23 protein-coding genes are annotated in these 23,883 nt (G+C 71.7%); 15 read left to right on the top strand and 8 right to left on the bottom strand.

Annotated features, from left to right (window positions below; translation table 11 throughout):
* Nucleotides 1-8: 8 nt before the first annotated feature.
* Nucleotides 9-917, bottom strand: coding sequence for a SpoIID/LytB domain-containing protein (locus ELY19_RS10600; protein WP_126196164.1), 909 nt, complete (start codon nt 915-917; stop codon nt 9-11).
* A gap of 101 nt (nt 918-1,018) precedes the next feature.
* Nucleotides 1,019-1,978, bottom strand: coding sequence for a dipeptidase (locus ELY19_RS10595; protein WP_126196163.1), 960 nt, complete (start codon nt 1,976-1,978; stop codon nt 1,019-1,021).
* Nucleotides 1,979-2,079: 101 nt separating this feature from the next.
* On the opposite strand from ELY19_RS10595, the gene ELY19_RS10590 reads away from it, so the two are divergent.
* Nucleotides 2,080-3,948, top strand: a complete 1,869-nt coding sequence (locus ELY19_RS10590; RefSeq protein WP_126196162.1) for an ABC transporter ATP-binding protein — start codon at nt 2,080-2,082, stop codon at nt 3,946-3,948.
* A gap of 10 nt (nt 3,949-3,958) precedes the next feature.
* Here the strand turns inward: ELY19_RS10590 and ELY19_RS10585 are convergent, their stop codons facing one another.
* Complete coding sequence (locus ELY19_RS10585) at nt 3,959-4,321, bottom strand: VOC family protein (RefSeq protein WP_126196161.1); 363 nt, start codon at nt 4,319-4,321, stop codon at nt 3,959-3,961.
* A 1-nt stretch (nt 4,322) separates the two neighbouring features.
* Nucleotides 4,323-5,147 (bottom strand): MerR family transcriptional regulator, encoded by an 825-nt coding sequence (locus ELY19_RS10580; protein WP_126196160.1) that lies wholly within the window; start codon nt 5,145-5,147, stop codon nt 4,323-4,325.
* 66 nt (nt 5,148-5,213) lie between these two features.
* On the opposite strand from ELY19_RS10580, the gene ELY19_RS10575 reads away from it, so the two are divergent.
* Both ELY19_RS10575 and ELY19_RS10570 read left to right on the top strand, forming a co-directional pair.
* Nucleotides 5,214-5,705, top strand: coding sequence for a nucleoside deaminase (locus ELY19_RS10575; RefSeq protein WP_126196159.1), 492 nt, complete (start codon nt 5,214-5,216; stop codon nt 5,703-5,705).
* A complete protein-coding gene (locus ELY19_RS10570) occupies nt 5,702-6,436 on the top strand; it encodes an ankyrin repeat domain-containing protein (protein WP_126196158.1) in 735 nt (244 codons plus the stop codon). Before ELY19_RS10575 ends, ELY19_RS10570 begins: the two co-directional genes overlap by 4 nt.
* Before the next feature lie 7 nt (nt 6,437-6,443).
* Here the strand turns inward: ELY19_RS10570 and ELY19_RS10565 are convergent, their stop codons facing one another.
* Nucleotides 6,444-7,007 (bottom strand): hypothetical protein, encoded by a 564-nt coding sequence (locus tag ELY19_RS10565; protein ID WP_126196157.1) that lies wholly within the window; start codon nt 7,005-7,007, stop codon nt 6,444-6,446.
* Between the two features lie 49 nt (nt 7,008-7,056).
* Complete coding sequence (locus tag ELY19_RS10560) at nt 7,057-8,019, bottom strand: alpha/beta hydrolase (RefSeq protein WP_126196156.1); 963 nt, start codon at nt 8,017-8,019, stop codon at nt 7,057-7,059.
* A 151-nt stretch (nt 8,020-8,170) separates the two neighbouring features.
* On the opposite strand from ELY19_RS10560, the gene ELY19_RS10555 reads away from it, so the two are divergent.
* From ELY19_RS10555 to ELY19_RS10525, 7 genes are all read left to right on the top strand, one after another.
* Nucleotides 8,171-12,079 carry a Pls/PosA family non-ribosomal peptide synthetase gene (locus tag ELY19_RS10555; RefSeq protein ID WP_197716012.1) on the top strand — a complete coding sequence of 1,303 codons (3,909 nt, stop codon included), beginning with the start codon at nt 8,171-8,173 and terminating at the stop codon, nt 12,077-12,079.
* A gap of 279 nt (nt 12,080-12,358) precedes the next feature.
* Complete coding sequence (locus tag ELY19_RS10550; protein ID WP_126196154.1) at nt 12,359-13,342, top strand: hypothetical protein; 984 nt, start codon at nt 12,359-12,361, stop codon at nt 13,340-13,342.
* Nucleotides 13,339-13,749, top strand: coding sequence for a GntR family transcriptional regulator (locus tag ELY19_RS10545; RefSeq protein ID WP_126196153.1), 411 nt, complete (start codon nt 13,339-13,341; stop codon nt 13,747-13,749). Before ELY19_RS10550 ends, ELY19_RS10545 begins: the two co-directional genes overlap by 4 nt.
* Nucleotides 13,750-13,783: 34 nt before the next feature.
* Nucleotides 13,784-14,260: a GNAT family N-acetyltransferase gene (locus ELY19_RS10540; protein WP_126196152.1), complete on the top strand. Its 477-nt coding sequence runs from the start codon at nt 13,784-13,786 to the stop codon at nt 14,258-14,260.
* Between the two features lie 37 nt (nt 14,261-14,297).
* On the top strand, nt 14,298-15,662 hold the full coding sequence (locus ELY19_RS10535) for a M1 family metallopeptidase (protein WP_164711710.1): 1,365 nt from the start codon (nt 14,298-14,300) through the stop codon (nt 15,660-15,662).
* A 138-nt stretch (nt 15,663-15,800) separates the two neighbouring features.
* Entirely contained in the window at nt 15,801-16,172 is a 372-nt protein-coding gene (locus ELY19_RS10530; RefSeq protein ID WP_227966731.1) for a YciI family protein, read from the top strand.
* A gap of 34 nt (nt 16,173-16,206) precedes the next feature.
* Nucleotides 16,207-17,505, top strand: a complete 1,299-nt coding sequence (locus tag ELY19_RS10525) for an RNA polymerase sigma factor (protein ID WP_227966730.1) — start codon at nt 16,207-16,209, stop codon at nt 17,503-17,505.
* A gap of 27 nt (nt 17,506-17,532) precedes the next feature.
* On the opposite strand, the gene ELY19_RS10520 is transcribed toward ELY19_RS10525, so the two are convergent.
* Both ELY19_RS10520 and rfbA read right to left on the bottom strand, forming a co-directional pair.
* Nucleotides 17,533-18,105, bottom strand: a complete 573-nt coding sequence (locus ELY19_RS10520) for a dTDP-4-dehydrorhamnose 3,5-epimerase family protein (protein ID WP_126196149.1) — start codon at nt 18,103-18,105, stop codon at nt 17,533-17,535.
* Nucleotides 18,102-18,971 carry a glucose-1-phosphate thymidylyltransferase RfbA gene (rfbA, locus tag ELY19_RS10515; protein ID WP_126196148.1) on the bottom strand — a complete coding sequence of 290 codons (870 nt, stop codon included), beginning with the start codon at nt 18,969-18,971 and terminating at the stop codon, nt 18,102-18,104. Before rfbA ends, ELY19_RS10520 begins: the two co-directional genes overlap by 4 nt.
* Before the next feature lie 65 nt (nt 18,972-19,036).
* Here rfbA and ELY19_RS10510 point away from each other — a divergent pair, with 65 nt between their 5' ends.
* The 5 genes from ELY19_RS10510 to kstR all read left to right on the top strand — a co-directional run bounded on the left by ELY19_RS10510 (nt 19,037) and on the right by kstR (nt 23,864).
* Nucleotides 19,037-20,101, top strand: coding sequence for an alpha/beta hydrolase family protein (locus ELY19_RS10510; protein WP_126196147.1), 1,065 nt, complete (start codon nt 19,037-19,039; stop codon nt 20,099-20,101).
* The gene (locus tag ELY19_RS10505; RefSeq protein WP_126196146.1) at nt 20,098-21,258 is read left to right on the top strand and encodes a saccharopine dehydrogenase family protein; all 1,161 of its coding nucleotides are present in this window, start codon (nt 20,098-20,100) and stop codon (nt 21,256-21,258) included. Before ELY19_RS10510 ends, ELY19_RS10505 begins: the two co-directional genes overlap by 4 nt.
* Nucleotides 21,243-22,082 carry a PaaX family transcriptional regulator C-terminal domain-containing protein gene (locus tag ELY19_RS10500; RefSeq protein ID WP_126196145.1) on the top strand — a complete coding sequence of 280 codons (840 nt, stop codon included), beginning with the start codon at nt 21,243-21,245 and terminating at the stop codon, nt 22,080-22,082. The genes ELY19_RS10505 and ELY19_RS10500 overlap by 16 nt, the downstream gene beginning before the upstream one ends.
* A 9-nt stretch (nt 22,083-22,091) precedes the next feature.
* Nucleotides 22,092-23,093 (top strand): dTDP-glucose 4,6-dehydratase, encoded by a 1,002-nt coding sequence (gene rfbB / locus ELY19_RS10495; RefSeq protein WP_126196144.1) that lies wholly within the window; start codon nt 22,092-22,094, stop codon nt 23,091-23,093.
* A gap of 147 nt (nt 23,094-23,240) precedes the next feature.
* On the top strand, nt 23,241-23,864 hold the full coding sequence (gene kstR / locus ELY19_RS10490; RefSeq protein ID WP_126196143.1) for a cholesterol catabolism transcriptional regulator KstR: 624 nt from the start codon (nt 23,241-23,243) through the stop codon (nt 23,862-23,864).
* Nucleotides 23,865-23,883 lie beyond the last annotated feature (19 nt).

Raw genomic sequence — 23,883 nt, 5'->3', positions numbered from 1 at the left:
TTCGACGCCTACGGCGAGGCGGGATCGTCGGCCCGGGAGGCGCCGTACTCGGTCTCGAAGACGCGGCCGTCCTTGGCCATCACCAGTCCGTAGGTGCTGACGATGACGGCGTCGGTCCGCGGGTCCTCCTTGTCGACGCCGCCGTACACCTGCGACGCCTGGGTGTCGTCGAACGTCTCGCCGCGTTCCGCGCCGCGGACCAACACGTAGGAGCGCGCCGCGATCGCCTGCGCCTGGAGCGCGGCGACGCCACCCTGATCGGCCCAGCCGGGTGAGTTCTCCACGGGGACCACACTGCGCACGTAGTCCTCGATGCCCACCACGTTGAGCACATTGCCGCCGCGGGCGACGAGCTTGCCCCGGTAGCCGGCGTTGTCGCTGCAGAAACGCAGCACCTGGTCCTTGGGGACGCCCTGGTCGGCCGTCAGCGGCCCGACGGTGCTGTCCGGCGCCTCGACGGTGCCGAGCACCTGTCCCCCGCAGCCCTGCCGGATCGTCGCGGTGGTCCCGTCGATACTGACCGCCTGGCCCGGCGCGACCTGCTTGCCGCCGACGAGCGCGCCGGCCGGGGCGAGCACGTCGACCCGGTTGCGCTCACTGAGGCGCACGGTGACGGGGAGCCCCGTGTGGACGGTGCCGAGCGTGGTGCCCGGGTAGTAGTAGGCGAGGATCCGCTGGGCGTCCCACCCCTGCTTCGCGTACGTGAGCGCGCCGAGCTGGCTCATGCCGCGGCCGTGCCCACCGGCGGCACCGGGAGCGACGTCGCCCGGGGCGTCGACGAGCATCGTCTCCGGCAGGGCGCCCGTCCCCGCCAGGACACCACCGATCGCCAGGACGGGCACCGTCGCGACGAGTGCGGCGCGGAGGGCGCGGCTGCGCCGCGACCGCCTCGGGCCGCCGTCGATCCACACGGGCATCCTCGGGTCTCCTTCGTCGTCGGCCACGCACCGTGGGGCTGACGTGACTGTTGTTACTAATGAGACTCAAGTAAAGATCGAGGGTTGTCAAGCGGGCGGAGTCATCGGCGCGCCCAGGACCGCTCCGCGACCCGCAGGAAGTTGCCACCCGTCACGGCCTCGATGTCCGACGGCGACCAGCCCCTCCCCGCCAGGTGGGCACCGAGGCGGATGACGTCCTCCGGAGGCATCCACCGGATCGGGCCCCACCGCGTGTACGACTCGTCGAAGACGTCGGGGTTGGCGGCGAGCTCGGCGAGGAAGTCCTCGGAATCGAAGGAGTGGTCCGTGCTGACGCCGACGTGCTCGATGCCGATGAGTTCCACCGCGTACTCCAGGTGTCGTGCCATCGCCTCGAGCGTCGGGGTGTTCGGCCCGAGGAAGATCCCCACGCCCGTGATGCCCACGACGCCACCCGTCTCGGCGCACGCCCGCGCCTGGTCGTCGGTGATGTTGCGAGGATGCTCCCAGACGGCCGCCATGCAGGAGTGGCTGTACACCATCGGGCCGGACGTCGCGGCTGCGATGTCCAGCCCGGCCCGGCGACCGCAGTGCGAACCGTCGGGAACCACGCCCGACGCGTTCAGGCACGCCACCAGGTCCCGCCCCCATCGGGTCAGGCCCGCATCGGCCGCATCGAGGCAGCCCGAACCGGCCCGGTTCGCGGAGTTGTAGGTCGGCGCGACGGTGCGCACTCCCAGGTCCGCGAGCCGAGCCACGTTGTCGAGGTCGCCGTCGAGGGGAGCCGCGTCCTCGAGATCGAAGGCGACCGCGATCTCACCCGCGGCCCCCGCGGCCCGCAGTTCGTCGACGGTGCCGACCGTGCGGAGGCCGGCACACGCGTCGATCGACGAGCGGAAGGAGCCGAGCAGGGCCGCGGAGTCGGCGAACGACTGCGGCCGGTACCCGGCGTTGACCGAGACGTAGGTCGGCGAGGACGAGGCGAACCGCAGCAGCGGAGCGACGTCGGTTCCGACGGTGAGCGGCAGGCAGGCGTGCTGGTCCCACACGAGGCTCTTCATCGGTGCAGTCTCCCCCGGATCGACACCCTGGCGCGAGTGCGTATTCGCCCACGGCGAACGGACTGGACATCAACGTAACTTGAGGTCCTAGCCTTGTATGCATGAGCATGGAATCGGTCGCGTGGAGCACGCTGTATCAGACCAACCGGTCGCTGGACGCACCGTCGCGCCGCCCGAGCGAGACGCTGCGTCGGATGGGTCCCTTCGTCCGCCCGCACCGCGGGCGCCTGACCGCGTTCCTCCTGCTCTCCGTCTTCTCGGCGCTGCTCGCGGTCGCCACGCCGCTGCTCGCGGGCAAGGTGGTGGACCGGATCGTCGGCGGTGGCCCCACGAGCACCGTCGTCCGATTGGCGTTGCTCATCGCCCTCATCGCGATCGTCGGCGCCGGTGTGGACCTGCTCTCGCGATGGTTCTCGTCGCGCATCGGCGAGGGCCTCATCTACCAGCTCCGCACCGCGGTCTTCGACCACGTCCAGACGATGCCGGTGGCCTTCTTCACGCGCACCCGCACCGGAGCGCTGGTCAGCCGCCTCAACAACGACGTGCTCGGCGCGCAACGCGCCTTCTCCGACACCCTCGCCGGTGTCGTGACCAACGTGGTCACCCTGGCGCTCACGCTGGGTGTCATGCTCAGCATCTCATGGCAGATCACGCTGCTCGCGCTGGTGCTGCTGCCGGTCTTCATCATCCCGTCGCGCAGCATGGGCCGGAAGATCGCCGCGATGTCGCGCCGCGCGGCCCGGCACAACGCCTCCATGAGCGACCAGATGACCGAACGCTTCTCCGCTCCCGGCGCCACGCTGGTCAAGCTGTACGGCCGACCGGAGATCGAGTCGCACGAGTTCGCCTGGCGCGCAGGGGCGGTCCGCGACATCGGCGTCCGCACGGCGATGGCCCGCATGACCTTCGTGACCATGCTGACGCTGGTCAGCTCGCTCGCACTGGCCCTGGTCTACGGCCTCGGGGGCTTCTACGCGATCCGCGGCGACCTGCAGGCCGGCGCGGTCGTCGCCCTCGCGCTGCTGCTCACCCGCCTGTACGTGCCGCTCACCGCGCTCGCCAACGCCCGGGTCGAGGTCATGACGGCCCTGGTCTCGTTCGAGCGGGTCTTCGAGGTGCTCGACCTGGAGCCGATGGTGCGCGATACCCCGGACGCGCGCACCATCGCCAAGGGCCCGACGGAGCTGCGCTTCGACGGTGTCGACTTCGCCTACCCGTCCGCCGAGAAGGTCTCCCTCGCCTCGCTGGAGGAGGTCGCGCAGCTCGACACCCGCGGCGGCGAGACGGTGCTGCACGGCATCGAGTTCACGGCGGCGCCCGGCTCGATGGTCGCACTGGTCGGCAGCTCGGGCGCCGGGAAGTCGACGATCGCGCAGCTCGCCACGCGGCTGTACGACCCGGACGCGGGCTCGATCACCCTGAACGGCGTCGACCTGCGCGACATCACCGCCCGGAGCCTGCATTCCGCCGTCGGCCTGGTGACGCAGGACGGCCACCTGTTCCACGACACCATCCGGGCGAACCTGCTGCTCGCGAATCCGGACGCGACCGACGACGAGATCCGCGACGCCCTGCGCCGAGCTCGCCTCGAGGATCTCGTCGAGCACCTCCCGGACGGTCTGGACACCGTCGTCGGCGAGCGCGGCTACCGGCTCTCGGGCGGCGAGCGCCAGCGCCTCACGATCGCGCGACTGCTGCTCGCGCAGCCGTCGGTCGTGATCCTCGACGAGGCGACGGCGCACCTGGACTCGACGTCCGAGGCCGCGGTGCAGGCCGCGCTCGGCGAGGCGCTGGCGGATCGCACCTCCCTGGTGATCGCGCACCGGCTGTCGACGATCCGCGCCGCGGACCAGATCCTGGTGCTGGAGGCCGGCCGCATCGTCGAGCGCGGCACGCACGAGACGCTTCTCGCACGCGGCGGCCGGTACGCGGAGCTCTACCGCACCCAGTTCGCCGACCAGGCGGCCTGATCGGCCCGCCTCAATGTCCCGCGGCGGCCGCGACGCAGAACTCGTTGCCCTCCGGGTCCTGCAGCACGGTCCACTGGAAGCCCCACTCGTCGTGCTCCCGCACGGCGGTGGCGCCCAGTGAGACCAGGCGCGCGACCTCGGCGGCGCGGTCGTCGGCCACCAGATCCAGGTGCATGCGATTCTTCACGGTCTTCCCCTCGGGGACCGCGAGGAACATCATCCGCGGCAGCGCGGGGCTGCCGTAGCCGACGGTGCGCATGAAGGCGTTGCCGTCGTTCTCGTCGACGGGGACGCCGAGCGCCTGCGACCAGAACGCGGCCTGTCCGGCGACGTCGGCGCAATCGAGGTTGATCATCTGCAGGGTCAGGGCCATGTCAGCTCTCCTTCGTCGCGGCGGCCTGGACGGGCCACCAGATCTCGGTGCGCAGGTCCGCGGGGTCCGCGGCGGCGCAGGGGTCCACGAGGTAGCGCTCGATGATCGAGCCGCGCGCGTCGGTCGCATTGCGCGCGACCCAGGCACCGAGCTGGCCGTAGGTCTCGTCGAACCGCTCGTACGCGCCGTGGTGGACGGCGACGGCGCACAGCGCTCGGCCCAGCCGCCGGTTGCGCACCCGCCCCGTCGCCGCGCCCGGACCGGAGACCGGGATCAACGCCGCGACCTGCTCGACCTCGGCGACCTGTGCCGGGTACTCGGCGAGGGAGGGCCCCGTCACCGTCAGGCCCGCGGCGGCCGCGCACGCCTCCAACTCGTCGTAGGCGGCGTCGAGGAACTCGGCGAGCCGCGCGTGCTCGACCGTGCCGACGATCTCCAACGCGTCGACCGCCTCGAACTCGCGCAGGTGGGTCGGGGTGTGCGCGACGGGGGCGGTCGCGTCCTGCAGTGCGACGATGGCCCGCTCCAGGCCGGCGCGACGCTCGCGCAGCGTCGCCTCGTGCTCCGCGAGGATCTCGCGGGTCACGTCGGGGTCGCGCGCCTCGAGTACGCGGGCCACCGCCGCGAGCGGCACATCGAGGTCGCGCAGCCGGGTGAGCACCGCGGCGTCGTGCACCTGCGCCGCGTCGTAGTGGCGGTATCCCGTCGCGGGATCGATCGCGGCGGGCACCAGCACGCCCTGCTCGTGGTAGCGGCGCAGCTGCTTGACGGAGAGCAGGGTTGCGCGGGAGAACATCCCGATCGACATGAGGCCCGGTGTGGTCACGGGTCGAGTATGGGGTCTCCCCCCGAGGGGAGGGTCAAGTCCGGGACGGCGGGCTACGGTCGAACGATGATCGTCTCCGCGCCCACCACCGCCGACCTTCCGTACCTCCGCCGCTGCGTCGACCTCGCCCGCGCCGCCCTCGACGAGGGCGACGAACCCTTCGGCTCACTACTCGTCCACGAGGGCGTGATCGTCTTCGAGGACCGCAATCGGGTCTCGGGCGGCGATGCGACGCGGCACCCCGAGTTCGAGATCGCCCGCTGGGCGGCGGAGCACCTGACACCGGCGCAACGCGCCGCCGCGCTGACCTACACGTCGGGCGAGCACTGCGCGATGTGCAGCGCCGCGCACGCCTGGGTCGGACTGGGCCGCATCGCCTACGCGGGGAGCACGGAGCAGCTCGTCGCCTGGCACGCCGCGTGGGGACTCGCCCCGTCCCCGGTGACGCCGCTGCCGATCAACGCCGTCGCGCCGGGGGTGCCCGTCGCCGGCCCGGAGCCGTCCCTCGCGGACGAGCTCCGCGCGCTGCACGCCCGCGCCGCGGGCGTCGACGCATGAGGCGCCTCGCCGCGATCGGCGCCGCCGTGCTGCTCGCCGGATGCTCGGTCGAGCGCCTCCCACCGGCGCCCTCGAGCGCGCCGGCGGCCCCGTCGAGCCCGGTCGCGGCACCGTCATCGACGGTGCGCCCCACCCCGAACCCGGAGGCGACCCGCGCCCTGGTGCGCGCCGTGACCGGTGGTGACCTCGCGGCGACCCGCTCCGCCATCGCCGACGGCGCGGACCTGGAGGTCCGCATCACCCGCGCCCGGACGGCGGTCGTGGCGGCGACGAAGGCCGGCCACACGCAGATCGCGCTGGCGCTGCTGGACGCGGGCGCGGATCCGAACGCCAAGGACGACATCCAGGACTCGGCCTACCTCTACGCCGGCGCCGAGGGCATGACCGAGATCCTGGCCTCGACCCTGCGGCACGGAGCAGACGTGCGCAGCCTCAACCGGTACCGCGGCACCGCGCTGATCCCGGCGTGCGAGCACGGGCACGTCGAGAACGTGAAGCTGCTGATCGCGGCCGGGGTGGACGTGGATCACGTCAACGATTCGGGCTGGACGTGCCTGTTGGAGGCGGTGATCCTGGGCAACGGCGACGCGAACCACGTGGAGACGGTCCGCCTCGTCCTCGACGCCGGCGCCCGGCGCGACCTCGCGGACCGGCAGGGCGTCACGGCGCGCGAGCACGCCGTCGCGCGCGGGCAGAGCGCCGTCGTCGCGGAGATCGATCGCCGCCGCTGAAGGCGGATCAGGCGCGGCGGCGGCGCCACACCACGCTCGTGATGACGGCGATCGCGAGCACCGCCACACCGATGGCGAGTCCCTCGAACGTGAGCCCCGAGTAGAACCACGACATCGGCGGTCCGGGCAGGCGGTGTTCCTCCGCTCCCGGACCGGGCGGCGAGCCGGTCACGTCGGGCGCATCAGCGCGGCCGAGGACCGCGTTCGCGCACGTCGCGTATTCCCACCGTGGGCCACCGCGTTCGACGACCAGGCGGACCGTCTGTCCGTCGCGGAACTCGCTGCCGCACGACGAGCTGCTGCCCGACTCGGCGCGGATGACGGTCACCTTCTCCGCCGGCGCGCCGTACATCGACGTGACCTTGACCTGGATGTCGACGGTGCGCGCGCCCACCAGCTGTTTCTCGACCACTCCGTGGATCACGACGAGGTCCTTCGGGACCTCCAGGGCCGCGCACGAGCACGCGGAGGCGATGCCGCTCACGCCCGGTGCCACAACGCCGATCCCGAGAACCATGAACAGCATGGCGAGCGCCGCTGCCGGCCCTCGGACAGTCCATCGACCAGCCATGCGACGAGTTTACGATGAGCAATGATCGATTGACGATATTTCGGGAGTGTCAGGCCGCTTCGCTGCGCGACTCCTCGGCCTCGGTGAGGTGATCGGAGAGGAAGGCGACCGCGGTCTTGTACGCCGCCCACGACTCCGGTGTGAGGCCCGCGCTCACGACGAAGGCGTGGACCTGGCCGTCGTAGACGTGCACCTCGTTCTCGATGCCGGCGCGGTCGAGCGCCGCGTGCAGTTCCAGCGAGTCCAGCTCGAGCGCCTCGCGGCTCGCCGCGAACAGGATGCTCGGCGGGAAGTACCGGGCGGTGGCATCGGTGGTCATGTTCTCGGGGCCGCGCAGGTCCTCCGGGCCGCGACCCAGCACCCGGCGCAGTTTGCGGATCTTGCCGAGCGGGAGCATCGCGTCGTGCCGCGAGGTGCGCGGCAGCTCGGCGCTGATGTCGAGGAACGGGGAGAAGCCGGCGAAGGCCGTCGGCCCCTGGACGCCGGCCTCGGCCGCGTACTGGATCACCTTGGCGCACACGAAACCACCGGCGGAGTCGCCCGCCACCAGGATCCGGTCGAACTCGCCCGAGTCCAGCAGCTCGCGGTAGGCGGCGAAGCCGTCGGCGACCGACGTCCCGACGCCGCCGTCCGGGTACTGCCGGTACTCGACGTTGTAGACGGGCACGCGCAGGCCGCGGGCGAGCAGCACCGCGATCCGACGGTGGGTGTCCAGGTTGCAGCCGATGAACGCGCCGCCGTGGTAATAGACGAGGGCGGCACGAGGGTGCGGGTCCGCGTCACCGTCGGGAACGATCCGCTCGGTGGGCACGCCGCCGAGCGTGATCTTCTCGATCCGGACGCCGCGCACCGACTGGGGCACGCGGCTCAGATAGGGCTCCGCGGCGCGGAGGACCGGGAGCGTCCGGTCACTCATGGGGAAGACGCGGAACACCGTCTTCATCACGATCCGGACGAACCACAGCACGATCAGGGCACGCACACTGCGGCCGCGATGGGCGATGACGGCCATGTCGAGCACTCCTTGTTACTGGCCAGTAATCTATGTCTCCAGCTTAGCCCCGCCGGTCCGTGCTGCGGCATTCCTGTGACCTGACACAATCAACGCGAAGTTCTGTGTTCTCTGTCGTGCCCGTCTGCATAACCGGAGGAAGTCGGCCACCGTGGTCCCGAACGCGATCCCCCCGCAGTACCTGCTGTCCGCCTCGGCACCCGAGCCGCGGACCCTGATCGACATCCTCCGGGCGACCGTGGACGCCTTCCCCGAGGTGCCCGCCATCGACGACGGCGACGTCGTCCTCACCTACTCCGAGCTGTGGGAGGAGGTGCTCGAGGGCGCAGACTTCCTCGGCCGCAGCGGCGTGCAGGCCGGTGACCGCGTGGGCATCCGCATGCCGTCGGGGCACCGCTCGCTGTACGTCGCGATCCTCTCGACGCTCGCCGCCGGCGCGGCGTACGTCCCGGTCGACGCCGACGACCCGCAGGAGCGCGCCGACCTCGTCTTCGGCGAGGCGCACGCCGCGGCGATCTTCACCGGCGACGGGCTGTGGCGCGCACCGTCGACCAAGGAGCGGGCGGCCGCGATCGAGGCCGGCACCGTGGAGCCCGGCAACCGGCTGCCCGTGCCCTACGACGACTCCTGGATCATCTTCACCTCGGGATCCACCGGCACCCCGAAGGGCGTGGCCGTCACGCACCGCAACTCGGCGGCCTTCGTCGATGCCGAGGCGCGCCTGTTCCTGCAGGACGAGCCGTTGCGGCCCGGCGACCGCGTGCTGGCCGGGCTGTCCGTCGCGTTCGACGCGTCCTGCGAGGAGATGTGGCTCGCGTGGCGTCACGGCGCCTGCCTCGTACCCGCGCCGCGGTCGCTGGTGCGGTCCGGAATGGACCTCGGGCCCTGGCTCGTCTCGCGCGACATCTCCGTGGTGTCGACGGTGCCGACCCTCGCCGCCATGTGGCCCGCCGAGGCCCTGGAAGCCGTGCGGCTGCTCATCTTCGGCGGCGAGGCCTGCCCGCCCGAACTGGCGCAGCGGCTCGCCGTGGACGGCCGCGAGGTGTGGAACACTTACGGCCCCACCGAGGCCACCGTCGTGGCGTGCGCCGCACCGCTGGACGGTAAGGGCCCCGTCCGGATCGGCCTGCCGTTGCAGGGCTGGGACCTCGCGGTCGTGGACCCGGCCACATCGCTGCCGGTGGCCGTCGGCCAGTCCGGCGAGCTGGTGATCGGCGGCGTCGGCCTGGCCCGCTACCTCGATCCGGCCAAGGACGCCGAGAAGTACGCGCCCATGGACACTCTCGGCTGGGAGCGCGCCTACCGCTCGGGCGATCTCGTGCGGCTCGAACCCGAGGGCCTGCTGTTCGAGGGGCGCGCCGACGACCAGGTCAAGGTCGGCGGCAGGCGCATCGAGCTCGGCGAGGTCGACAACGCGCTGCAGAACCTGCCGGGCGTGTCCGCCGCGGCCGCGGCGGTGCGGAAGAACTCGGCGGGAACGTCGATGCTCGTCGGCTACCTCGCCTCGACGGATCCCGCCTTCGACCTGAAGGCCGCCCGCGAGCTGCTCGCCGAACAGCTTCCGGCCGCGCTGGTCCCGCGCCTCGCGCTCATGGACGAGCTGCCGACGCGCACGTCGGGCAAGGTCGACCGGAACGCGCTGCCCTGGCCCCTCCCCGGCGCCGACGAGACCGATACCGGCGATCTCGTGGGTACCGCGGCGTGGGTCGCGGAGCGCTGGTCGGGAATCCTCGGCGCGTCGATCACCAGCGAGGACGCCGACTTCTTCGCCGAGGGCGGCGGATCGCTCAGCGCGGCCCAGCTGGTCACGGCGCTGCGCGAGCAGTACCCGTCGGTCACGGTCGCAGACCTGTACGACCACCCGCGGCTCGGCTCGCTCGCCGCGTACCTGGACTCGCTGCGGCCCGCGGAGGTTGCCGAGCCGCGCGAGGTGCGGCCGACGCCGCGGTCGACGGGGATCGCGCAGATCCTGCTGTCGGTGCCGCTCACCACCCTCACGGGCCTGCAGTGGCTCACGTGGATGGCGATCGCCAACAACGTCTTCGCCTGGGCCACGGGATCGACGCTGCTGCCCACGCTCAGCTGGTGGGTCGTGCTCGCGCTGTTCCTGGTCTTCATCACACCCATCGGGCGCATGGCCCTCTCGGTGATCGCGTGCCGCCTGTTGCTCGGCGGGCTCAAGCCCGGCGTCTACCGGCGCGGCGGCCCCGAGCACCTGCGGCTGTGGATCGCCGAGCGGTTCACCGCGGCGTCCGGCGCCGAGAACCTCTCCGGCGCACCGTGGATGATCTACTACGCGCGCGCCCTCGGCGCCACCATCGGCCGCGGTGTCGACCTGCACGCCCTGCCGCCGGTGACGGGCATGCTCGAGCTCGGCGACCACGCGTCCGTCGAGCCCGAGGTCGATCTGGCGGGCCACTACCTCGACGGCGACGAGCTGCACATAGGCGCGATCAGCGTCGGCGAGGAGGCCTCGATCGGGGCGCGCTCCACGCTCCTCCCCGGCGCGAAGATCGGCCGCCGCGCCGAGATCGGACCGGGCTCCGCGGTCTTCGGCAAGGTCAAGGCGAAGCAGCACTGGGCCGGCTCTCCGGCGGAGAAGATCGGCAAGGCCGAGCACCCCTGGCCCGCGGACCGGCCGCCGCGCAAGCCGTACTGGGTGTGGATCTACGGCGTCAGCTCCGTGCTCCTCGCTGGCCTCCCGATGGTCGCGATCGGGGCCGGCCTGGCCCTCCTCGGCTGGATCGTGCGCGACGATTCGAACCTCGAAGAGGCGGCGCTGCACGCCCTTCCGGCGCTGCCCATCGCCGTGATCGTCTCGCTCACCGTGTACGCGCTCCTCACGCTCATCGCGGTGCGCCTGCTCGCGGTCGGGCTCAAGCCCGGGTACCACGCGGTGCGCAGCCGCGTCGGCTGGCAGGTGTGGGCGACCGAGCGTCTCATGGACGCCGCGCGCACCTTCCTGTTCCCCCTGTACGCGTCGCTGCTGACGCCGATCTGGTTCCGCATGCTGGGTACCAAGGTGGGCAAGGACGCCGAGATCTCCACGGCGATGGTGATCCCGAAGTTCACGACGATCGGCGACGGCTCGTTCCTCGCCGACGACACCATGGTCGGTAGTTACGAACTCGGCGGCGGCTGGATGCGCATCGACGAGGCCAAGATCGGCAAGCGCGCCTTCCTCGGCAACTCGGGGATGACGGGGCCGGGCCGTCGCGTCCCGAAGGACGGCCTCGTGGCCGTGCTGAGCGCCACCCCGTCGAAGGCGAAGAGCGGCAGCTCGTGGCTCGGCTCTCCCCCGGTCCGCCTGCGCCGCACCGCCGGCAACACCGATTCGACGTTCACCTACAACCCGTCGTTCGCGCTGCGCGTCGCGCGCGGCTCGGTCGAGACGGCGCGCCTGCTGGCGGTCTTCGTCAGCTTCGGCCTGGGCCTGGCGACGCTCGTCGCACTCAACTACTTCGTGATCAACGTGGGCTGGTGGCTCGCCGCCCTGCTGTCCGGCGTCACGCTGCTCGTGGCCGGCGCGATCGCCTGCTGCGTCGCCGCGGCCGCGAAGTGGCTGGTGGTCGGCCGGATCGGCCGCGAGGAGCACCCCCTGTGGTCGAGCTTCGTCTGGCGCAACGAGCTGTCCGACGCTTTCGTCGAGTGCGTCGCGGCGCCGTGGTTCGCGCACGCCGCCACCGGCACGCCGATCCTCAACCTGTGGCTGCGGATGCTGGGCGCGAAGATCGGCCGCGGCGTCTGGTGCGAGACCTACTGGCTCCCCGAGGCCGACCTGGTGACCCTCGGCGACGCCGCCACCGTCTCCCGCGGCTGCGTCGTCCAGACGCACCTCTTCCACGACCGGATCATGGCGATGGACACCGTGGTGCTCGGCAAGGGCGCCACGCTGGGCCCGCACTGCGTCGCGCTCCCCGCGTCGTCCGTGGGCGACGGTGCCACCGTCGGCCCGGCGTCCCTCGTCATGCGCGGCGATTCGGTGCCCGCGAACACCAAGTGGCAGGGCAACCCGATCTCGCCGTGGGTCTTCAACGAGGGCAAGCGCAAGCGCGATTAGCCGCGCGGTCCGTGCCCGACGGCGCCTTCCGCCCCCGCGCCGCTCGCCCCGGAAATCTCCCCTCGCGGTCCGAATCTCCTGGCGCTACGCGCATCCTCGTAGCGCCAGGAGATTCCAGTAGCGACCGGCGAAATCTGCAGCGCGCCCCTACCCACGACGGCCGGACTCGCGCGATCGCTTCGTGACTCCGACGCACCTTCCAGCCACTTGAACCAGTCGATTGACACAAACGCAGCTGCGTTCTAGTCTTGTGCCAGTCCACTGACACAAGGAGTTCGGATGCCGATAATTCCGTTCGTCGGCCTCACGGTCGTCGCGACGCTCGTGGCCGTCACCTACGTCATCACCCGCACCCTGACACCGGACGACTCGGCACCGCAGTCGGAGAGTTACCGCGCCTACCGGGCGACGATGCGCTCCCGGCTGAAGGTCGCCTTCCTCGTCCCTGTTGCGGCCGCCGTCGTGGGGGCGATCTACGGGATCATCGCCACGGCCCTCGATCCGACCAATCCCTCCCCGACCTATCGTCCCGTGAGTCTGGTCCTCGGTCTGCTCTGGTGGCCCGGCATCTTCCTGTTCCCGCTATTGGCGATGTTGCTCACCGAGAAGACAACCCGCCCGTCGGGGCCGCGCGTAGCCACGCTCGCGCCGCGGGGCGTCCGCGAACTGTTCCCGCGCTGGCTGCTGATCGCGTTCGGCTCGGTCTTCGCGATCGCCGCGCTCACGCCCTTGATCCTGGGTTCTCCGATCGCCGCCGATCGCACCCTGCGCAGTGCGAGCAATCCGCCCACGCACGAGTACTCGGTGGACCCGTCGGGGATGTGGATCGCATACGGCACGTTCCTCATCGCGGCCGTATTCGTCCTCTGGGTGATCCTCTCCGCCACTCGCCGGCCCGATATCGACCCGATCACGGGCAGCGACAGCTGGGGGCGCAGCGGCACATCCGTCCGCGCCTTGTGCCTGCTCTACATTCCGGCGACCTACGTGATCATCGACGGCCTCGAGATTCCCCGAGACGCGGCGATGGCCTACGTCGATCACACGCGCGCCGGCGGCGAAGCGGTCGACGGGTGGCCCCTGTGGTTGAACTCGACCACCATCCCGCACATCACCGACGGCATCAGTGCCCTACTGATGCTCGGCATCGTCGTCGTACTGGTCGTCTTCGCCCGACCGCCGGTGCCCCGCGCCCTCACTGCAGCTGCGGCCCGATCCGCCGATACAAGGGAGGACTCCGACGACGAGGCCACTGCACAGTGACGGCACCCCGCATCGGCGTCGACGAATCCGACCCGACCCCGGCGTTCGAGCAGATCCGACGGCAGATCACGGGACACATCGCATCGGGTGCGCTGCCGGTCGGCGCCAAGCTGCCACCGCTTCGACAGCTCGCCCGTGACCTGGGCATCGCGGTCGGCACTGCGGCGCACGCGTATCGGGAGCTGGAAGCCACCGGCCTCATCGAAAGCAGACGCGGCGGCGGCACCCGCGTGATCGCGCTGCCGTCGCCGGACGCGGCGTCAACCTTCGACGCGGGGGCGCTGCGAGAGGCGGCGGCGCGGTACGTCGCCGCCGCCCGCCGGCTCGACGCGCCACCGCAGGCCGCCCTGGACGCGGTCATGGCCGCGCTCCGCGGCGAGAACGACGGTGCCGGCCCCGCCGACTAGGGTGGGCACCGACACCCCCGACGAAAGGTCCCCCGTGAGCGACGGGCTCGAGATCACCCCGTTCCAGCCGAGCGACGTGGCGGAACTGCTCGTCCTGCAACGGTGCTGCTGGGTGCAGGAGGCGATCGCGAACGACAGCCTGGAGATCCCGCCGCTCACCGAGACGCACGAGGACATCCTGCAATGGGCGACGCAGTGGGCGACGTTCGTCATGCGGCTCGACGGTCGGCTGATCGGCGCGGTGCGCGGCCGGGCGGAGCCGAACCACCGGTGGCACATCGGCCGCGTGATGGTGGCGCCCGACCTGGCCGGTCGCGGACTCGGCACCGAGCTGATCACTCTCATGGAGTCCCTCGCCCCGCCGGCGACGGAGGAGTTCATCATGTTCACGGGTGCGGGCAGCGCCCGCAACATCCGGACGTACGAGCGGGCGGGCTACGTCGTCTCCGAGCCCGAGCCCGCGCCGCACGGCGGCGTACCCACGGTGACGCTGCGGAAACCGGTAAGGTAATCCCCCGACCCCCGAGCGAGAAGGAAGTGGATCCGTGGTGCGCAAATCGGCAAAGCCGAAACTCGTCGCCGCACCGAATCCGCAGCACGCCCGCGCGGTGGACCCGTACATCCCCCGCCACGGCAACCCCGGCTACCGGGTCTCGCGGTACGACCTCGAATTGACGTACAAGGTCGAGAGCAACCGCCTCGACGGCAAGGCCGAGATCACGGCGACGACGAACGAGCCGCTCAAGCGGTTCGCTATCGACCTCTCCGACGCGCTGACCGCGTCCAAGATCACGATCAACGGCCGCCGCCCGCAGCGCTACACGCAGCGCGGAGGCAAGCTCGAGCTGACCCTCGCCCACGAGGTTCCCGCCGGCGCGGCGATGACCATCTCGATCCGGTACGCGGGCACGCCGAAGCCGATCCGGTCCACCTGGGGCGAGGTCGGCTGGGAGGAGCTGTCCGAGGGCGTCATCGTCGCCTCGCAGCCGAGCGGCGCACCGTCGTGGTTCCCCTGCGACGACCATCCGGCCTCCAAGGCGTCGTACCGCATCGCCATCACCACCGACTCGCCGTACCGGGTGGTGTCCAACGGCAAGCTCGTCTCCCGCAAGGTCTCGGCCGCGCACACCACCTGGGTCTACGAGCAGGCCGCGCCGATGGCCTCCTACCTCGCGACCATCCAGATCGGCAGCTACGACCTGCTCAAGGTCGCGGACAAGCCGGTGCCGATCCGCGCCGCCGTGCCCGCGCGCCTCACCTCCGACTTCCAGCGCAGCTTCGGCAACCAGGAGCGGATCATGCGCGCCTTCACCCGCTGGTTCGGCCCGTATCCCTTCCCCGAATACACCGTCGTCGTCACCGACGACACCCTGGAGATCCCCGTCGAGGCGCAGACCGTCTCGATCTTCGGGGCGAACCACTGCGACGGGACGCGGCACGCCGAGCGCCTCGTCGCCCACGAGCTGGCGCACCAGTGGTTCGGCAACTCACTGACGCTGACCCGGTGGAAGGACATCTGGCTGCACGAGGGCTTCGCGTGCTACTCCGAGTGGCTGTGGGCGCAGGAGTGCGGCGAGGCGACGACGCAGCAGATGGCCGCCCGCTACTACGCGAAGCTGGCGGCCTCGCCGACCGACATCGTGGTCGGCGATCCGGGGCCGGACCTGATGTTCGACGACCGCGTCTACAAGCGCGGCGCGCTCACGGTGCACGCCGTCCGGGTGGCTCTCGGCGACCCCGCGTTCTTCTCGATGCTCCACGAGTGGACCGCCGAGTTCGCGCACCAGTCGGTGACGACCGAGGATCTCATCACGCTCGCGGCGAAGTACAGCCCGGAGCCGCTGCGCAACCTGTGGCGCACGTGGCTGTACGAGACGGCGCTGCCGCCGCTGCCGGTGCTCACCGCTCTCTGACCGGTTCCGCTGACGTCCGACCGCGGGGCGGCGGAAACTTTCTGTGGGGACGATGTCGAAACGGGGTCGTCCCGTTCGACGCCTGTACGAGACACGCTCACCACCACAGAAGAAGGACTGATCGATATGCCTCGTTTCATGGGATTCGTGCGGATGGCGGAGGGCCCCGAGGTCGGCGCGCCGCCCAAGGCCCTCTTCGACGCCATGGACGTCTACATCGGGGAACAGGCCGCGAAGGGCCACTTCCTCGACGGCGGCGGCCTGTACGGCTCGGAGGACGCCGTCAACTTCGTCGTCCGCAAGGGCGAGATCACGCGGGTCGACGGCCCCTACGCGGAGTCGAAGGAGATCGTCGGCGGCTGGTCGCTGCTGCAGTACGACACCCTCGAGGAGGCGATCGCCGCATCGGAGGAGTTCGCGCAGCTGCACGCCACCCACTGGCCCGAGCTGAACATGGTCTCCACGCTCCGGCAGATCGCCGACGAGCCGCCCACCCTGGCGGACGACTGACGCACCGGCGGTGGTCCCGCCTACGCTGGTCGACGTGCCAGCCGGGACCACCGCCGACGCCGGGAACGACGCGAGCGGGTCGAATTCAGCCGAAGCGATCACCGCCACGTGGCGGGCCGAATCCACGCGCCTCGTCGGCGCGCTCACCCGCATGACCCGCAGCATCCAGCTCGCGGAGGATCTCGCGCAGGACGCGCTGGTCGCCGCGCTGGAGCAGTGGCCGGAGACGGGTGTCCCGAACAACCCGGCCGCGTGGCTCATGACCACCGCGAAGCGCCGCGGCGTCGACGCGATCCGCCGCGCGGAAACCCTGCGCCGCAAGACCGAGGAGATCGGTCGCGGCCTGCGGGAGGACGACGGTATGCCCGACCTCGATGCGCAGGTCGACTTCATCGAAGACGATGCGCTGCGCCTGATCTTCCTGTCCTGCCACCCGGCGCTCACGCCCGAGTCACGGGCGGCCCTCACGCTGCGCGTGGTCGGCGGCCTCACCACCGGCGAGATCGCCCGCGGCTTCCTGGTCCCCGAGAAGACCATGGGCCAACGCATCTCCCGCGCCAAGAAGACGCTCACGACCGCCCGGGCCGAATTCGAGCTCCCCATCGGCGAGGAGCGCACGCGCCGCCTCGACGACGTGATGGCCGTGATCTACCTGATCTTCACCGAGGGCTACTCCGCCGCCGCGGGCGATGATTGGATGCGGCCGGACCTGGCACGGGAGGGCATCCGGCTGGCCCGCATGCTCGCCGAGCTCGCGCCCGACGAACCCGAGGTCCACGGCCTGCAGGCGCTCGTCGAGCTCCAGGGCTCCCGCATCGACGCCCGCACGGACGCCGGCGGGGCGCCCGTCCTCCTCGACGACCAGGACCGCGCCCTGTGGGACCGGCTCCTCATCCGACGGGGCCTGGCCGCGCTCCGCCGCGCCGACGAGCTCGCGGCCCGCGGTGTTCCCGTGGGCCGGTACTACCTGCAGGCCGCGATCGCCGCGCAGCACGCCCGCGCGGCGACGCCGGCCGATACCGACTGGACGCGGATCGCCCGCCTGTACGACGCGCTGGCCCAGGCCGCACCCGGCCCGGTCGTGGAGGTCAATCGCGCTGTGGCGCACGGCCGGGCGTTCGGCCCCGAGGCGGGCCTGACGGTGCTCGACGCCGTCGACCCGGTCGCGCTCGGAGATGCGCCCCTCGTGCCGAGCGTCCGCGGCGACCTCCTGGAGCGGGCGGGGCGCCCCACCGAAGCGGCGGAGCAGTTCGACGAGGCCGCGCGCCGCACCCGGAACGAAGCCGAACGCTCCCTGCTCCGGGGACGGGCCGCTGAGAACCGAACGGGGTGACGGATCGCTCTCAGACGTGGCGGGGCTTCACGGCGCCTGCCACACGGGCAGGGCCCCGGCGGCGAGCGCCTCCGCCAGTGACGGTGCGGCCGTGTCCTTCTCGGAGAGGATCGGCGGCGCCGCATCGGGCCACGCGATCGCCAGCTCCGGATCCAGCGGGTCCACGCCGTGCTCGGCGGACGGGTTGTACTCGGAGGAGACGTGATAGGCCACGACGGCGCCCTCGGTCAGTGCGCAGAACCCGTGTCCCAGCCCCTCCGCGAGATAGACGGTGCGCCGCGTCGCATCGTCCAGTCGGACCGTCTCGACCGCGCCGAAGGTCGGCGAACCGACGCGCAGGTCCACGATCACGTCGAGCACCGCGCCGTGCAGGCAGGCGACCAGTTTCGCCTGCCCCGGCGGTACATCGGCGTAGTGGATGCCGCGCACGGCGCCCATCCGGTTCACCGAGACGTTGGTCTGCGCGACGACGAGCTCGTGCCCGGTCGCCTCGCGGAACGCGGAGCCCTTGAACAACTCGAAGAACTCGCCGCGCGCGTCCGGGCGCACGACCGGGTCCAGGACGAAGGCGCCGGCGATGGGCAGCGGCACGACGTTCATCGCCCCTCCTCCAGCAGTCCGTGCAGGTAGGCGCCGTAGCCCGACTTGTGGAGCCGGTCGGCGTGCTCGCGCAGTTGCGCGTCGTCGATGAAGCCGCACCGCCACGCCACCTCCTCGGGTGCTCCGATCTTGGTGCCCTGCCGCTGCTCCACGGCGCGGACGTAGCCGGTGGCATCGGCGAGGGCGTCGAAGGTCCCGGTGTCGAGCCAGGCGGTACCGCGCGGCAGCACCTCGACGGTCAACCGTCCCGCGGCGAGGTAGTGCCGGTTGACGTCGGTGATCTCGAGTTCGCCGCGCGCCGAGGGCTTCAGATTCCGGGCGACCTCGACCACCGAGGGGTCGTAGAAGTACAGGCCGGGTACCGCGTACGGCGACCGGGGCTGCTCCGGCTTCTCCTCGAACCCGATGGCGCGGCCGGCACCGTCGAACTCGATGACCCCGTAGGCGCGCGGGTCGGCGACCCGGTACGCGAAGACCGCGCCGCCGTCGACCCCGTCGAACCGGCGCAGCTGCGTGCCGAGGCCGGGGCCGTAGAAGATGTTGTCGCCCAGGATCAGCGAGACCGTCTCGTCGCCGATGAAGTCGGCGCCGAGAACGAAGGCCTGCGCCAGGCCCTCGGGGCGGGGCTGGACGACGTACTCGATCCGCAGGCCGAACTGCGCGCCGTCGCCGAGGAGCCGCCGGAACTGATCGGCGTCACCCGGCGTCGTGACCACCAACACCTCCCGGATGCCGGCGAGCATCAACGTGGAGAGCGGGTAGTAGATCATCGGCTTGTCGTAGACGGGGAGCAGCTGCTTACTGACGCCGACGGTGATCGGGTGAAGCCTGCTGCCCGTGCCGCCGGCCAGGATGATCCCTCGCATGGCCCGACTCTATCGGATCCCAAAACTATCTATTTAGCTACGGTCGTCCTTGATACGATAGTTTCATGGGAAAGAAGACCTGGGCTTTCGCGGCCCTCGCACTCGTCGTCGCTCTGGCGGTGCCTGTCGGCGTCCGTATCGCGGTGGCGAACACCTTCGCCTTCGATCAGCGGCCGGTGAGCATCCCCGTCACCGACGCTGTCGCGGCGGGCGGGACCGCGGCGGACGCACACACCGGCGGCCGCCTCGACGGGGTACTGACCACCCCGAAGGGCAGGCCCGGCCGACACGGGCTGATCGTCTTCGTGCACGGCGACGGACCGGCGAACGCCAGCCGCGACGACGCCTACCTCCCCCTCTGGGAGGCGTTCGCGAGGGCCGGGTTCGCCACCCTGTCGTGGAACAAGGCGGGCGTCGGAGGATCGCCGGGGAACTGGCTGGACCAGTCACTCGCCGACCGTGGTGCCGAAGTCGCCGCAGCCCTCGACTGGGCCCGCACCCGCTCCGAGATCGACACCGGGCGCATGGGCGCGTGGGGCGTGAGCCAGGGCGGCTGGGTCCTTCCTCCCCTGGCGGCGCGCCGCCCGGATCTTCGCTTCCTCGTGCTCGTCGGTGCCGCGATCAACTGGCTCCGCCAGGGCGAGTACCACACCCTCGCCGGGCTTCGAGGCGCCCCCGAGCAGGAGAAGCGGGCCGCCCTCGACGCGCGCGCCGAGAACGTCGCCCTGCTCGAGCGGGGTGCGACCTATCCCGAGTACCTCGCGGCGAAGGTCGACACCACGCCGATGACCGCGGATCGATACGGCTTCGTCCTGCGCAACTTCCGCGCCGACGTCACGCCCGACCTCGCGCGCATCGCCGTGCCCACCCTGCTGCTCCTCGGCGGCGCCGACCGCAACGTGGACACCGCCGAAACGGCGCGCGTCTACGCGGAGAGGGTGCGGCCCGGGCTGCTCACCGAGCGCACCTTCCCCGGCGCCACGCACAGCCTCACCCGCGACGACATCGAGTACCGCAGCGAGGATCCGTGGGTGATCGCCCAGGCCGTTCTGGCACCACGCGACATCTACGCGCCCGGCTACCTCGACGCGCTCACCGACTTCGCGTCGCGACAGCGGGCCGCGCGATGAGGGTCGCCGTCCTCGGCGCGGGCGCGATGGGCGCCCGCGCCGCCCGCACCCTGGCGGGGTTGCACGGAGTCGACTCGCTGATCGTCGCGGACCGCGACCCGGACGCGGCCGTGGCGGTCGCCGCCGCGCTGCCCTGTGCCACGGCCCAGCGGGTCGACGTCACCAACGCCGCCGGCCTGCGCGCCGCGCTCGCCGACGTCGACACGGTGCTCACCACCGTCGGGCCCTTCTACCGGTTCGGCACCGCCGTCCTCCGCGCGGCGATCGACACCGGCACCGACTACGTCGACATCTGCGACGACTGGGAGCCGACCCTGGAGCTGCTCGAGCTCGACGGTGCCGCCCGCGCGGCCGGCGTCTGCGCCGTGATCGGCGCCGGTGCCAGCCCGGGGCTGAGCACGCTGCTCGCGAGTGCCGCGGCCGCACGGCTGCACCGGCTGCGCGACCTCCACACCGCGTGGTCCGTCGACACGACGGCGCCGCGCACCGCAGCGGACACGGCGATGGCCGGTGCCGCGGGCGTGCATTGGATGCACCAGTGCAGCGGCGAGGTGGCGGAGGTCGCGGGAGGCGCCGTCGTGCGCCGGGCCCCGCTACGCCCCGTCGCCCTGCGACTCCCCGGCGGACGACGCGGGACCGGCTGGACCGTCGGTCATCCCGAGCCGGTCACCCTGCACCGGACGGCGGCACCGTCGGGGGAATCGGCCTGCCTCATGCTGCTTCGGCCCGGCACCGTCGCGTACCTCGACGTTCTCCGTCGCGACATCGACGCCGATCGACTCACGCCCGACGATGCCGCCGCCCTCCTCGATCCGCCGTCCCGGTGGCGGGCGCTCCGGTCCGTGCCGGGTGCGTTCATCCGGCCCGGCCCGGGGGATCTACCGGCCTTCTTCGCCGCGGCGGACGGCACCGTCGACGGGCGGCCCGTCCGGGTCTGCGCGCGCCTCGAGACCGACGGTGCGCTGCTGCACGACATGGCCGCCGTCACCGGCGTCCCCGCGGCGCTCGCGACGGCGCAGCTCCCAGCGGTCCGCAGGCCCGGCGTGCACCCGCCCGACGCCCTGCTCGACGGTCCGCGGCTGTTCGCGGACCTCGCGGTAGCGTTTCCGGGCACGCGCGTGATCATCGAGGAGGAGGCCGGATGGCTGACGGACTGATCTCCACGCGCTCGCTGATCGAGGCCATGCTCCGCGAGGACGCGACGATCGATGCCGGCGAACTGTACGCGGTCGCCGAGGCCCTCGGCATGGGCGATCAGCAGGTGCGCCTCGCCATCAAGCGGCTCGTGACGGAGGGCCGGTTCACCGTCGACGGGCGGGGCCGGGGCGCGGTCCTCACCGCGACCGACGCGACCCGCGCGGGCATCGAACCCGACCGCGCGCACGTCCGGCTGATGTACGCGCAGGACCGCGGCGAGGCGCCCTGGGACGGGGTGTGGCACCTCGCGGGATTCGCGGTGCCCGAGGCGCAGCGGGAGGCGCGCGGCGCGCTCCGCGACGCCATCGTCGCGCTCGGCGGCGCGCCCGTGCAGGGCGGCCTGTACGCGTCCGCGCACGCGTGGGAGGACTCACTGCGAGTCACCGCCCGCACGACGGGCGCCGACGCCTACCTGACCACCCTCAGCTGCACCGACCTCGACGTCGGCGGCGCGCGCGGCGCCGCCGCCGCGGCCCGGCTGTGGCCCCTCGACGAACTGGCCGACGGACACCGTCGGCTCGCGGATCTGGCGACGCGGGCGCTCGACCGGACCGCGGAGGCGGAGCACGCCGAGCGGCTCGCACTGACGGTCGCCCTCGTGGCCGAGTTCACCCGCGCGCACGAGCCCGATCCGCTGCTGCCGCCGCAGTTGTTGCCGCCGGACTGGATCGGCGTGCACGCACGGGCTCTCGCCGCCCGCGCGTGGTCCGCACTCGCCGAGAGGGAGGCCGCATCGCCGCTGCGGCTCCTGCGCTGGTTCGACGCGCCCTTGCAACCCCACTAACCTGATCCCATGCACATCGTGGTCACCGGCGGCGCCGGCTTCATCGGCGCGAACTTCGTCCGGCGCACCGTCGCGACCCGCCCGGACGTGCGGATCACCGTGCTCGACGCGTTGACCTACGCCGCGAACGAGTCCTCGCTCGACGACCTGCGCGAGCGGATCGACTTCGTCAAGGGCTCGATCGCCGACCCGTCGGTGGTCGACGAGGTGGTCGCGGGCGCGGACTCGGTGGTGAACTTCGCCGCGGACACGCACAACGACAACTCACTCAGCGACCCGTGGCCGTTCCTGGACACCAACATCCGCGGCACCGCCGTGCTCCTCGACGCGGTGCGCCGGCACGACGTCCGGCTGCACCACATCTCGACCGACGAGGTCTTCGGGGACCTGCCGTTGGACTCCCCCGAGCGGTTCACCGAGGACACACCGTACCGGCCGTCGAGCCCGTACTCGGCGTCCAAGGCCTCGTCCGATCACCTGGTGCGGGCGTGGGTCCGCAGCTTCGGCGTGCGGGCCACGATCTCCAACTGCTCCAACAACTACGGCCCGTACCAGCACGTGGAGAAGTTCATCCCGCGGCAGATCACGAACATTCTCGCGGGTGAGCGGCCGAAGCTCTACGGGGCGGGCACCAACGTCCGGGACTGGATCCACGTCGACGACCACAACGACGCCGTGTGGGCGATCCTCGACCGGGGCACGATCGGCGAGACCTACCTGATCGGAGCCGACGGCGAGCGGTCGAACCGCGATGTGCTCCGCACCCTGCTCGAGGTGATGGGCCGTCCCGCCGACGCCTTCGACACCGTCCCGGACCGGCCCGGCCACGACCTGCGCTACGCCATCGACTCGAGCAAGCTGCGGCGCGAGTTGGGCTGGGCACCCGCGCACGCCGACCTGGACGCCGGCCTGCGGGCCACGGTCGCCTGGTACCGCGACAACCGGGCCTGGTGGGAGCCGGGCAAGGCGGGCGTCGAGGCCGCCTACGCGCGCCGTGAAGCCACGCCCTGACGAGCGCCGATCGTGTGATCTTCAACCGAACCGGAGCGGAAAGCACAGGTCCGGCACGAAAACCTGTTTCAATTGTCGCGACATCAACATGTGAGCCGACCGTCCGGACACCCGCCGGCGGCCGAAGAGATTCCGAGGTGACCACCCATGCCGCCCGAAGGCACCCCCGCCGCCACCGCCACCGCTCCCGCGTCGTCGCGGGAGGACCTCGACACCGCGGGTCAGCGCGAGCGGCGCAAGCGCATCATCGACGCCACGCTGGCGCTGGCCCGCAAGGGCGGCTACGACGCGGTCCAGATGCGCGCGGTGGCGAAGAAGGCCGACGTGGCGCTGGGAACCCTGTACCGCTACTTCCCGTCGAAGGTGCACCTGCTCGTGGCGGGGCTGGTCAGCCAGTTCGAGCGCGCGGGTGAGCGGATCGGGAAGGTCCAGGTGCCGGGTGACACCCCGGCGGAACGCCTGATGTTCGTGCTCGACCGCAATACCGAGGCCCTGCAGCGCGCCCCGCTGCTCACCGAGGCGATGGTGCGCGCCTTCATGTTCGCCGATGCGACGGCGGCGGCCGAGGTGGAGCGGGTCGGCCGCCTCCTCGAGGGCATGTTCGCCCACGCGCTGGGCGTCGAGGATCCCGACGAGCGCCAGCGCGATACGTTCCATCTGATCGCCGATGTGTGGATGGCGAACCTGGTCGCCTGGGTCACCCATCGCGCATCGGCCGCCGAGGTCCAGAAACGGCTCTCCGTGGCCGTCGATCTCCTCATCAAGGACTAGCAACACCGCAGGTCACATC

Source organism: Tsukamurella paurometabola, assembly GCF_900631615.1.
GTDB lineage: Bacteria > Actinomycetota > Actinomycetes > Mycobacteriales > Mycobacteriaceae > Tsukamurella > Tsukamurella paurometabola_A.
This window is presented reverse-complemented; position numbering and strand designations above follow the sequence as displayed.

Bases quoted from the DNA above. Each gene is read 5' to 3' on its own strand.
- ELY19_RS10600 (WP_126196164.1), bottom strand. From the start codon at position 917: ATGCCCGTGTGGATCGACGGCGGCCCGAGGCGGTCGCGGCGCAGCCGC.
- ELY19_RS10595 (WP_126196163.1), bottom strand. From the start codon at position 1,978: ATGAAGAGCCTCGTGTGGGACCAGCACGCCTGCCTGCCGCTCACCGTC.
- ELY19_RS10590 (WP_126196162.1), top strand. From the start codon at position 2,080: ATGAGCATGGAATCGGTCGCGTGGAGCACGCTGTATCAGACCAACCGG.
- ELY19_RS10585 (WP_126196161.1), bottom strand. From the start codon at position 4,321: ATGGCCCTGACCCTGCAGATGATCAACCTCGATTGCGCCGACGTCGCC.
- ELY19_RS10575 (WP_126196159.1), top strand. From the start codon at position 5,214: ATGATCGTCTCCGCGCCCACCACCGCCGACCTTCCGTACCTCCGCCGC.
- ELY19_RS10570 (WP_126196158.1), top strand. From the start codon at position 5,702: ATGAGGCGCCTCGCCGCGATCGGCGCCGCCGTGCTGCTCGCCGGATGC.
- ELY19_RS10565 (WP_126196157.1), bottom strand. From the start codon at position 7,007: ATGGCTGGTCGATGGACTGTCCGAGGGCCGGCAGCGGCGCTCGCCATG.
- ELY19_RS10560 (WP_126196156.1), bottom strand. From the start codon at position 8,019: ATGGCCGTCATCGCCCATCGCGGCCGCAGTGTGCGTGCCCTGATCGTG.
- ELY19_RS10550 (WP_126196154.1), top strand. From the start codon at position 12,359: ATGCCGATAATTCCGTTCGTCGGCCTCACGGTCGTCGCGACGCTCGTG.
- ELY19_RS10530 (WP_227966731.1), top strand. From the start codon at position 15,801: ATGGGATTCGTGCGGATGGCGGAGGGCCCCGAGGTCGGCGCGCCGCCC.
- ELY19_RS10520 (WP_126196149.1), bottom strand. From the start codon at position 18,105: ATGAACGTCGTGCCGCTGCCCATCGCCGGCGCCTTCGTCCTGGACCCG.
- rfbA (WP_126196148.1), bottom strand. From the start codon at position 18,971: ATGCGAGGGATCATCCTGGCCGGCGGCACGGGCAGCAGGCTTCACCCG.
- ELY19_RS10510 (WP_126196147.1), top strand. From the start codon at position 19,037: ATGGGAAAGAAGACCTGGGCTTTCGCGGCCCTCGCACTCGTCGTCGCT.
- ELY19_RS10505 (WP_126196146.1), top strand. From the start codon at position 20,098: ATGAGGGTCGCCGTCCTCGGCGCGGGCGCGATGGGCGCCCGCGCCGCC.
- ELY19_RS10500 (WP_126196145.1), top strand. From the start codon at position 21,243: ATGGCTGACGGACTGATCTCCACGCGCTCGCTGATCGAGGCCATGCTC.
- rfbB (WP_126196144.1), top strand. From the start codon at position 22,092: ATGCACATCGTGGTCACCGGCGGCGCCGGCTTCATCGGCGCGAACTTC.
- kstR (WP_126196143.1), top strand. From the start codon at position 23,241: ATGCCGCCCGAAGGCACCCCCGCCGCCACCGCCACCGCTCCCGCGTCG.